Origin of the sequence: Bacillus sp. BR3(2024) (genome assembly GCF_039134555.1) — a bacterium.
GTDB lineage: Bacteria > Bacillota > Bacilli > Bacillales > Bacillaceae_G > Bacillus_A > Bacillus_A cereus.
Genome location: NZ_CP152433.1, coordinates 3,717,244 through 3,728,182, shown reverse-complemented (window position 1 = coordinate 3,728,182; position 10,939 = coordinate 3,717,244). Strand labels below are relative to the sequence as shown.

The following is a 10,939-nucleotide window of genomic DNA, read 5'->3' as shown; positions in this document are numbered from 1 at the left end:
CGCGGGGGAACGCGGTCGTTTTTTATATTATTGTTAAAACTTCATGTAAAGAACAGATAGTAGGAATATCGTACTTGAGTTGTGAGTTATCTCGATTTAACCATATCCCTTGCATCCCAGCTGCTGTACTACTAATCGCATCAGTCTCTAATCGATCGCCAATATAATAGCAATCTTTCATTTCAAGGTTCGATTGTAATACGGTTCTGTGAAAAATTTCAGGATCTGGTTTCGATATACCAAGTTCACTAGAAGTAAATATATATTTGAAAAAAATCTATAATACCATTTCTTTCAGCAGCCTCATAATCAAGTAAAGTTCCATCAATATCAAAGAAAATCATATTGCTGTCTCCTTGCTAACAACTATTTAGCGTTTTCAGCAACCTCATATCCTTTCACAAACAATAGCGTCATATAAGAAACGATAAACGAGAAGATGCTGTACATGCCGACCCAAAAGAAAAATTTTGGAGTAAAGGCGATAACACCTATTATTAAAAAACTAGCAAACGTTACAATCGGCATTACGTAATACGTTTTCGTCTTGCGCGTTCCAATAACAGAAACGATAAAGATAAGTAACGGACAAATTAATAAGACAAAAATCAATTCATTCATAGGTATGTCCCCTTTTCTAATTGCAGTAATCTGTTTCTCGTAAACGTTTTGAAATAATTACTCTCCTAATATAATTTCGCTGAGTAATAACGAATCCCTCTTGAAAACTGATAATTCATGATGAATTTTACAAGCAAAAAACGTAAGCAAGAGAACACTTGCTTACGTTATAGGATAAACATCGCAACGATCGTGGTGACAATTAAACCGATAACAACCGGTAAAAAGTTTCGGCGTGCAAGTTCAAATGGATCTACCTTGCAAATTGCAGCAGCAGGAATAAGCGCCCAAGGAATTAACGTCCCGCCCCCGGTCCATATAGCTGCAATTTGCCCGAGTGCTGTTAATGTAGCTGTTCCATGGCCAAGTGCTGTTCCAAAAAGATTGGCAATGGAACCAGCAAGTGATATACCTGAAAAACCTGATCCATCTAAGCCGGTAATGACACCCACGATGGTTAATGTCCCTGCCGATACATATTGATTTAAAGGAACAGTTTGAGATAAAGCGATGCCTAAGTCGTTAATGATTCCGTGTGAACCTTTCGGTAAATAGTCTCCGATAATTTTCACAAAGCCACTATCTCCTAAATAAAAGAGTGCAGCGATAGGAATAACTGGTCCGAAAATTTTAAAGCCAAATTGGAGCCCTTCTATGAAATAATCGGTCGTTTTATTCAGTCCATTACCTTTGTAGGCGATGAGAGAAATGATGATAATCATAATAACAGTTGTTCCGCCGATAAGTGCAGTTGCGTCGCTTCCTTGTAGTTGAAATTGAATCATGCAAAGGATATCAATGATATATACGATAGGGATACAAATAGCGAGCCATTTCTTTGTGCGAGGAGATAATGAAGTGAGCGTTTTAGAAGACTCAGTTGATAGAATAGATTCTTGTATAGCTAAGCCTGTATGAAACTCTTTTCGTAAGAAGAAAAAAGCGACGGAAGTTGTCACAACGCCCATAACGATAACGAGTGGAACACTTGCAGATACGACGCTGGAAACAGGGAGACCAGCAGCGTCTGCGGTTAATTTTGGTGCGCCTTGTATAACGAAGTCGCCGGATAAAGCAATCCCATGACCGAATAAGTTCATAGCAATTGCTACTCCAATTGGTGGGAGACCGACGCGTACAGCAACCGGTAATAAAATAGCTCCCATTAAGGCGACAGCGGGAGAAGGCCAAAAGAAGAAAGAAATTGTCATCATCAAAAGGCCAATAATCCAGTAGGCGAGGGTAGGGGTACGGATCATCTTTGTAAATGGTGAAATCATTGTATCATTTATACCGGTATGAACGAGTAAATTGCTCATGGATACAATAATAGAAATGATTAATATAGTTGGTAATAGCTCAGTAATAGCGTAAATAAAACTTTGAAAAATGCCGCTAACGGCAAGAGGGATAGAACTTGTAGCAGTTAATGCTAATAAAAAGATAAAAACGATACAAATAATTGTAGTATCTTTCCGGAGAATAAAAAAGGTAATAATAGTGAGTAAACAAATAACATAGAGAGCGTGTAATAGCGTTAATTCAACTCCCATAACATTCACATCCTTAGGCAATCGTGTAGTTTATTGTATGAAAGTAGGGAAAGTATGTGAGTATAAGAAACAGAAAAAAAGGTAAAATTTCATGTACTGCAATGGTAAGGATAAAAAAATGGATGTTACAATACAATTAATCCTAAAAATGGAATTCGAGGAGGGCTTATGCACAAAAAAATTGGATTTTTGGGATTTATCATATCTTGTAGTCTATTAATCATTTTAAAGCTATTTACAAACAATGAATGGATAAGTATTATACCTGTTTTCGGGTTTGTATTTATACTTTTATATAACTGGGATGGTATGAAACAATACAGTAAAAAGTATCGGAATTATGATAGGTATCATCGTTGTTTGCTCATTGTTCGCAGGGGTTATTTTAATAGAGGGTCAGAAACAAATGGAGAAAATGTCTATTTTTCAAGAATGGATGTCTTCTGCAAACGTTCTTTATCTTGTAATTATAGTTGTTATTTTTCTAAGAATTGTTATAAGTATAGCAAGTTACATATTAAAGGAGAAGTAGAATGGGGGAGTACGAATGAGAGAAAAAATAGGATATTATGGTGTGCTAGTTTGTTTACTATTATCAATTATTTCAGGACAATTTCTTAACAGTGAATGGGTACCAGTTATATTATGTATAGGAGTATTGATTTTTGCTCCTATGTATCGCTGGAATGAATGGAAAGCATATAGTCGAAAAAAGAAAATGGTTTTCAGCATCGAATTTGTCATTATAATCAGCACAATTCCGTTTTTGTTATGGAAAGGAAATGAGATAATAGATGGAATTGTAATGTTTCAAGGGTGGTTGTTTATTGCGAAAATGCTATATTTAATATGCATTTTAATGTTGGTAGTGGTAGTCGCTAAAATAGTAAACGAAAAGCTATTCGTTAATGAATAAAAGAAAATGCCACCTTATTCGGTGGCATTTCCTCATTTTACTGCATGAGCTTTTTGCATCTTTTTAATTAAACGAATTTGTCCACGATGATTGATTTCATCTTCAAAAACGTGAAACCACTTAAAATAGTTATTTGCTGGTTTGTCATACCAAAAGTCTGTCGTTTTAAATAACCATTCATCAGGTAACGATTGAAAAGTCTCGATTGTTTTGGAACGTACTTCTTGTAATGTATTTATGTAAAATTCTATAGCGTTTCCTTTTATTTTTTCACGCCCAAGATCGCCTAATTCAATGCCAGGTAACCAGCGTTCTAATTCAGCCTCCGTTGGTTCACGGTCTTCAAAAGTATGAATTTGGTAGTAAAATTCAATAGCAGCCATATGATACAATAACATGCCAATTGAATTTGCTTCCTTATCATATAAATAATCAAGTTCTTCAATTGTTAAACTTTCCACTGCTTGCATTGTTGTATAGCGAGCGTAATTCATCATGGAAACAAGCTTTGAAAATTCTACATGTAAACCCTCCAATTTATCAATTACAAAATTCAATTAAAATTCCCCCTCTTTAAATGAATACTCCAGAGAAGGAATTCTATGTGCAAAAAAAGTTTTGTTTAAACCTTCATAATATTAACAAGGGATTATAATTAGTTCTCTATTTGATTTTGTAATAACGTCATAACCATCTTTGGTGATGACAATATCATCTTCGATTCTACAACCGCCCCAGTTCGGTATGTAAATGCCCGGCTCAACTGTAACAACCATACCTTCTTGTAAAGTTGCCTTGCTTTCTTGGGATAAGCGAAGTGGTTCATGTATTTCTAACCCAAGACCGTGCCCGGTAGAGTGGCCAAAGTATTGACCGTATCCATGTTCTGTAATGTAATTCCTCGTTATATCATCGATACTTTTCGCAGTTTCTCCAGGCTTAATTGCTTCAGTCCCACGCTTTAACGCTTCTCGTACAACATTGTATATTTTTTGGAATTCTTCCGATGGTTCCCCGATTGCTACGGTACGTGTTATATCGGAACAATATCCGTCGTAAAGTGCACCGAAGTCTAATGTAACGATATCGCCTCGTTCGATTATTTTATTTGATGCAACTCCATGGGGAAGTGAAGAACGAACGCCTGAGGCTACAATGATTTGGAATGAAGAAGATGTGGCCCCTTTTTTTCGCATGAAAAATTCTAACTCATCTCGAACGTCAGTCTCGCTTATTCCAGGCTTTAGAAATGTAACAATATGGTGAAATGCTTCGTCAGCGATCGTAGCTGCGATTTTCATTGTTTCTATTTCAGATGTGTCTTTAATAAGTCGAATATCTTCAATAATCTCACACACTGGAACCATTTCTGTATGTATATATTTTTGTAGTTTCTTAAATTGTTGCAAAGTCATATTATTGTCTTCTATGCCAAGTTTTTGAATTTTTAATTTTGATACTTGATTTGCAACTTCTTCTTCTAAATTTCCTTTATGCATAATAATTTCTGCTGCTTTTATTTCCGTTTTTGCTTGATCTACGTAACGGAAATCAGTAATGAAAATAGCTTTATGCGCAGCGATTAAGACAACGCCTGCGCTACCTGTAAAGTTTGTTGCGTATTGACGGTTTTCTTTTTTTGTAATAAGTAACCCGTCGATTCCGTAATTATGTAGTTGTTTTTGGATGTTAGTTATTCTTACATTCATTTTAATTCCTCCTTTTTACATTAATAAAGCAAGAATTGTGCCAGTATATTTATTTAGAATAAAAGAGAAGAGGGTAGCTGTGTGTCAAAAAAACTAGACGAATGTAAAATAAATATATATAAAATTTTTACAGTAAGTTTTTATGTGACTGAACAATAATATAAACTCGCAAACGAAAATCTTTTTAATTTTAATATTATATTTTTTGTATAAATGGATTAATTTAATTGGTATAATAAGGGATTGTTACGTTTTTTATAGGTAAAGAGATGTAACGAAAAAAACTGGGTTAAGGAATGTGAGTGTATGAAGAAATTAAGTAAAGTAATGTCATTTTGTTTGGCCGCTAGTATGCTTGTTATAACGGGGTGTGAAACAAGTGAACACAAAGTTCAAGTGAATGAAACGATTGAACAGCTTGATGAAGCGCCAGAAGTGACAGAAAAAGAAGCGAAAAAGATTGTAAGAAAGAGTGTAGATGGAATAGCCAATGCGTTTAGTGAGATGGAAAAAGAAAATGGATGGAGCCGAAATAATCCTGGGGATTTAGAGACAGCTAAAAAAGGAGTTAAAGGATTGGTTTCAGAAAAGTTTGTAGAGAATCAGCTTCCTGAATTGCTTGCTAACTTTAATAGATCGAGAGAGACTGATATGTTACCATTCCCAAATTATTTTCAAACTGAAATAAGATTTTCTTCTTCACAAGATAAAGAAAATTTAACGGTACATACATTAAGTTTAGAAGATGAAATAGGTCATGCGGCCCAAGATTGGGAATTTCATTTGGTGTATAAAGAAGGGGAATGGTTAATGGATAAATGGTCATTCGTTTTTCCTGAAGATTTAAAACTTACAAAAGAAGAAGCAAATAGAATTTTAAAAATGCCAGACGATAAGAATGTGTCATTTGTAAGTGAAGAAAATAGTGGCGATAAGAAATACATATTCAAAGATAGTAACGGATTAATTACTGTAAATGCGAAAACATCTCTTATTTCATACAATGTAGATAAAAATAGGTATGAAAAGGTAACGAAAGAAAGAAATATTCAAGAAACAGAACAAGTACAGAGAAAGGATTCGAGTGCGTATACAGGCTCAAAAGAAGAGAAACAATCGCAAAAAGAATCTTCTTCAAAGATAGATAGAGCAAATGTTTTAAGTGAATTAGCTGCTATAGATAAACAAGAAAAACATACGAATGCTATGTCAACCAATGATATAGTAAATGAAATAGAAGGAAATTATGAACTGTGGGATAATAAACTAAATGAAATTTACAGTACATTAAAAAGTACGATGTCACCTGATGCGTTTCAGTCGTTAAAAACGAAACAAATTGCGTGGGTTAAAGAAAAAGAAAGTAAAGTTAAAGCAATTGGTACTGATACAAATAACGGAACGATGAGGCGTATAGAAGCTTCAGAAGAGAAATATAAGATGACAAAAGCAAGATGTTATGAATTAGTAAATGGGTATATGAACTAGTGTGAACGAATATAAAAAATGCGTTGCTTATAAGCAACGCATTTTTGTATTTACGCTTTTAATTTCATTACAATATCAGCATCTGGTGTTACATATACGGTTTGCTGATTGTCGTACGTAACAAAACCAAGTTTTGCACCACTCGGTTTTTTGACATGGCGTATTTTGGTGAAATCAACAGGTACAGAGCTAGACTCTTTCGCTTTACTGTAATAGGCAGCAATTTTGGCAGCTTCTAGTAAAGTTTCTTCAGCAGGCTCTAAAGAACGAATGACAACGTGAGAGCCAGGTATGTCTTTCGTATGTAACCAAATTTCATCACGGCGGGCAAACTTCGTTGTTAAATAATCATTTTGTTTATTGTTTTTACCAACGAAAATCTCTGTGCCATCACTTGCTACATATTTATCTAATACTGGTTTAGTAGGCTTTTTCTTTGCGTTTTTCGTTTTGCGATTGCGCACATAACCTTCTTCAGCTAATTCCTCACGAATTTCTTCAATATCTTTTGAAGAAGCAGCTTCCATTTGTTGAAGTAAGCTATCAAAATAAAGAATTTCTTCATTTGTTTTTTCGATTTGTTCTTCTACAACAGCAACCGAATTTTTTGCTTTTTGATACTTTTGGAAATAGCGTTGTGCATTTTCAGATGGTGTTTTTAAAGGATCTAATGTGATTTTTACAGTTCCACCATCCTCATCGTAATAATTAACGACCTCAATATCTTTATCGCCCTTTTTTAAAGCGTACATATTGGCTGTAAGTAGCTCTCCAAATAGTTGATATTTATCTGCTTTTCCAGCATCTTGCAGTGTTTTTTCGAGTTTAATGAGTTTTTTCTCGTTTTTATTTTTTTCGTTTTGCATAAAGCGTTCTAAATCATGAGCTTGTTGTTTTACACGATCACGTTCTGCTTTGCCAAAGAAGAAACGATCTAACAATTCGCTCACTGATGAGAATGTTTTTTCTTCTCCTTGCAAGTGTGTAAGAGGGAAAAGATAAAAGAATTCTTTTCCATTTGCAGTAATCATTGTAGGTGTATATGCATGAGATAGTAATGGTGTTTGTATAGAGAAAAATGCTTCTGATAATGCTTTCTCGTTTACCATACCGGCTTTCTTTACTACTTCTTTTGCAAATAATGGGGATATTCCCATGAAAGCACCAACGAGTTGTTTATCCATATTTCCAGATAGAAAGTCTAGCGGTCTAATAAAATCATCTGCGGTTTCAATTTGCAGAGGATTGATTTTATGTTGGGCTGGTGGCGCGACGTACTCAGCACCAGCATATACAGTTCGGTGACGGTTTACGGCTAATGAAACGTGTTTTAAGCTATCTAAAATCACGTTTGTTTTCGTATCTAATAAGATAATGTTACTATGTCGTCCCATTATTTCAATTACTAATGTTTTTAATGATTCGTCTCCGATTTCATTACGACTGCGTACTGTAATTTGAATAATGCGTTCTAAGTCGATTTGTTCAATTTTTTCAATAAATCCACCTTCTAAATGTTTGCGAAGAAGCATACAGAACATCGGCGGTATTGCTGGCGAATCGTAGTTTTGATTCGTTAAGTGCATACGCGCATATGTAGGATGAGATGAAAGAATTAGTTTTTGGTTCTTTCCATTCGCTCGAATATGTAATAAAATCTCGTATTTTGAAGGTTGATATATTTTGGAAATTCTTCCTGTGTAAAGAGAATTTTCAATTTCATGTGTAATCGCTCTTGTAAATAATCCATCGAATGCCATAAATGAACACTCCTTTCTAACTAAATGTTAATTATAGCATTTTTTTGGACGAGGCTGAATAAGCTTTCAATAGAGTATGTCTGGAATCAGGAGGTCGATAGCAGGATGAACTGGTATGGAATGCGAGCACATGAAGTGGAAGAAAGAACGAATACGAATGTAAAGGTTGGACTTACAGAGAAAGAAGCAGAAGGGCGAGTAAAGAAATTTGGTACTAATGAATTAGAAGAAGCAAAAAGGCCTTCTGCACTAATGGTATTTTTAGCACAGTTTAAAGATTTCATGGTACTCGTTTTGTTTGGAGCAACAATTGTTTCTGCGTTTTTAGGTGAATACATTGATTCTATTGCTATTGTTGCCATTGTTATTATCAATGGTATTCTCGGCTTTTTTCAAGAAAGAAAAGCTGAAAAATCATTGGAAGCTTTAAAGGAACTAGCTGCCCCGCAAGTTACTGTAATGCGGAATGGAAAGTGGGTAAAAGCACCATCTAAAGCACTTGTTTTAGGTGATATTATTAAGTTTTCCAGTGGTGATCGTATTGGGGCTGATGTGCGTCTTGTTGAGGCATCAAGTTTATATATTGAAGAGTCTGCTTTGACAGGGGAGTCCGTACCTGTACAAAAGAAGGTAGAAGCACTGCAAGGGCAAGATGTTGCAATTGGGGATCAAAAAAATATGGCTTTTATGGGGACAATGATTACACGAGGATCTGGTACAGGAGTCGTTGTAGCAACTGGTATGAATACAGCGATGGGGCAAATTGCAAATATGTTGCAAAATGCAGAGCAAATGGAAACGCCACTGCAAAGAAGGTTAGAACAGCTCGGAAAAATATTAATTATTGTAGCTCTTATTTTGACAGCGCTCGTTGTATTGGCTGGTGTGTATCAAGGGAATGAAGTATATCATATGTTTTTAGCTGGCGTATCGCTAGCTGTTGCGGCTATTCCAGAAGGATTGCCAGCAATTGTTACAGTAGCTTTATCACTTGGTGTACAGCGTATGATAAAAAAGAGAGCAATTGTAAGGAAGTTACCGGCCGTAGAAACGTTAGGCTGCGCTTCTGTTATATGCTCTGATAAAACGGGAACAATGACACAAAACAAAATGATGGTAACACATATGTGGTCAGGCGGAGAATTGTGGAAAGTGACAGGGCAAGGATATGAACCTAATGGCTCTTTTATGAAAGGTGAAAAAGAAGTGAATCCAGCTAAGACAAAATCACTTTATCAGCTACTTACATTTGGTTCACTATGTAACAATGCAAATATTATTCAAAAGAAAAAGGCGTACGTATTAGATGGGGATCCAACAGAGGGAGCGCTTGTAGCTGCGGCAATGAAAGCTGGGATAACACGTGAGGCATTGAAAGGGAAATTTGAAATTATTCGTGAATTTCCCTTTGATTCAACTCGAAAAATGATGAGTGTTATTGTACGAGATCGAGAGGGGAAAAAGTTTATTGTTACGAAAGGAGCACCGGATGTTCTTTTGCAACTGAGTCAAACAATCTTATGGGGGGATAAGCAGCAGCCGTTAAGTGAGCTATATAGAAAAGAAGTACAGGCGGCTATTCATAGCTTAGGTAGTCAAGCGCTTCGAACAATTGCAGTTGCGTTTAAACCTTTAAAAGTAACGGATTCTATTGAACATGAAAGAGACGTTGAAAAAGATTTTATGTTGGTTGGAATACAAGGTATGATTGACCCGCCAAGGCCAGAAGTCGCGCAGGCGGTAAAAGAGTGTAAAGAAGCTGGTATTCGAACAGTAATGATTACAGGTGATCATAAAGTGACAGCAATGGCGATTGCTGAACAATTAGGAGTTTTACCACCAGATGGACGCGTTGTTGAAGGAGTAGAACTCGCGAATATGGATGTGGAGGAATTAGAAAATGTTGTAGAAGATACGTATGTATTCGCTCGTGTATCACCTGAGCATAAATTGAAAATTGTTAAAGCATTGCAAAATCAAGGACATATAGTAGCGATGACAGGTGATGGAGTGAACGATGCTCCAGCTATAAAAACAGCGGATATTGGGATAGCGATGGGGATTACAGGGACAGATGTTGCAAAAGAAGCCTCTTCACTTGTTTTACTAGATGATAATTTTGCTACAATTAAGTCAGCGATTAAAGAAGGAAGAAATATATACGAGAACATACGTAAGTTCATTCGCTACTTATTGGCGTCAAATGTTGGAGAAATTTTAGTTATGTTATTTGCGATGTTACTTGCATTACCACTGCCGATGGTTCCTATTCAAATTTTATGGGTGAACTTAGTTACTGATGGTTTACCAGCGATGGCATTAGGTTTGGATAAGGCTGAAGGAGATGTGATGAAGAGAACACCGCGTCACCCGAAAGAAGGGGTATTCGCTAGAGGGCTTGCGTGGAAAATAATAAGTCGAGGGTTTTTAATTGGAGCAGTGACGTTAGTGGCGTTTATTATTGCGTATAACCAACATCCAAATGAACTGAAATATGCACAAACTGTAGCGTTCGCGACGTTGGTACTTGCACAGCTTATTCATGTATTTGATTGTCGTAGTGAGCATTCTGTCTTTCACCGTAATCCATTTGGGAACGTGTATTTAGTAGGGGCGGTTATTATTTCGTTACTACTTATGCTAGTGGTTATATATTATCCACCGTTACAACCGATCTTTAGCACAATGCCGATACAAGCAAGAGATTGGTTATTAATTGGAGGTTTGTCATCAATTCCGACTTTCCTACTAGTAGGTTCTTTATTAACAGGGAAAAAGGCTAAGAAGAAAAAGCCGATGTTATATAAGAAGGGATTAAACTTGAAATAGTCAATGTTATGAAAATGTGATATAATTTACAGAAGGTAGTAGAGCCTTGTCTCTATTACCTTT

Annotated in this window: 8 protein-coding genes and 2 pseudogenes; 4 read left to right on the top strand and 6 right to left on the bottom strand. The window is 35.9% G+C overall.

The window, feature by feature from the left end; translation table 11 throughout:
• Positions 1 to 22 precede the first annotated feature (22 nt).
• From V7S45_RS18990 to V7S45_RS18980, 3 genes and pseudogenes are all read right to left on the bottom strand, one after another.
• A pseudogene (locus V7S45_RS18990) lies at positions 23 to 274 on the bottom strand (HAD family hydrolase); the annotation flags it as partial.
• Positions 275 to 366: 92 nt separating this feature from the next.
• The gene (locus tag V7S45_RS18985; RefSeq protein WP_025689243.1) at positions 367 to 621 is read right to left on the bottom strand and encodes a YbeF family protein; all 255 of its coding nucleotides are present in this window, start codon (positions 619 to 621) and stop codon (positions 367 to 369) included.
• Positions 622 to 788: 167 nt separating this feature from the next.
• Positions 789 to 2,174 (bottom strand): membrane protein, encoded by a 1,386-nt coding sequence (locus V7S45_RS18980; RefSeq protein WP_000537906.1) that lies wholly within the window; start codon positions 2,172 to 2,174, stop codon positions 789 to 791.
• A 168-nt stretch (positions 2,175 to 2,342) separates the two neighbouring features.
• Here V7S45_RS18980 and V7S45_RS18975 point away from each other — a divergent pair.
• A pseudogene (locus V7S45_RS18975) lies at positions 2,343 to 2,706 on the top strand (YoqO family protein).
• 15 nt (positions 2,707 to 2,721) lie between these two features.
• Positions 2,722 to 3,090: a YoqO family protein gene (locus tag V7S45_RS18970; RefSeq protein WP_001208249.1), complete on the top strand. Its 369-nt coding sequence runs from the start codon at positions 2,722 to 2,724 to the stop codon at positions 3,088 to 3,090.
• 32 nt (positions 3,091 to 3,122) lie between these two features.
• Here the strand turns inward: V7S45_RS18970 and V7S45_RS18965 are convergent, their stop codons facing one another.
• Together V7S45_RS18965 and V7S45_RS18960 are read right to left on the bottom strand one after the other, a co-directional pair.
• Positions 3,123 to 3,647, bottom strand: coding sequence for a DUF664 domain-containing protein (locus V7S45_RS18965; RefSeq protein WP_001012056.1), 525 nt, complete (start codon positions 3,645 to 3,647; stop codon positions 3,123 to 3,125).
• 81 nt (positions 3,648 to 3,728) lie between these two features.
• On the bottom strand, positions 3,729 to 4,799 hold the full coding sequence (locus V7S45_RS18960; protein WP_025689245.1) for a Xaa-Pro peptidase family protein: 1,071 nt from the start codon (positions 4,797 to 4,799) through the stop codon (positions 3,729 to 3,731).
• A 306-nt stretch (positions 4,800 to 5,105) separates the two neighbouring features.
• On the opposite strand from V7S45_RS18960, the gene V7S45_RS18955 reads away from it, so the two are divergent.
• Positions 5,106 to 6,287, top strand: a complete 1,182-nt coding sequence (locus V7S45_RS18955) for a lysozyme inhibitor LprI family protein (protein WP_000736520.1) — start codon at positions 5,106 to 5,108, stop codon at positions 6,285 to 6,287.
• 50 nt (positions 6,288 to 6,337) lie between these two features.
• Here the strand turns inward: V7S45_RS18955 and V7S45_RS18950 are convergent, their stop codons facing one another.
• Complete coding sequence (locus V7S45_RS18950; RefSeq protein ID WP_000863284.1) at positions 6,338 to 8,047, bottom strand: NFACT RNA binding domain-containing protein; 1,710 nt, start codon at positions 8,045 to 8,047, stop codon at positions 6,338 to 6,340.
• 105 nt (positions 8,048 to 8,152) lie between these two features.
• Here V7S45_RS18950 and V7S45_RS18945 point away from each other — a divergent pair, with 105 nt between their 5' ends.
• On the top strand, positions 8,153 to 10,876 hold the full coding sequence (locus V7S45_RS18945) for a calcium-translocating P-type ATPase, SERCA-type (protein WP_001104776.1): 2,724 nt from the start codon (positions 8,153 to 8,155) through the stop codon (positions 10,874 to 10,876).
• Positions 10,877 to 10,939: the final 63 nt, after the last annotated feature.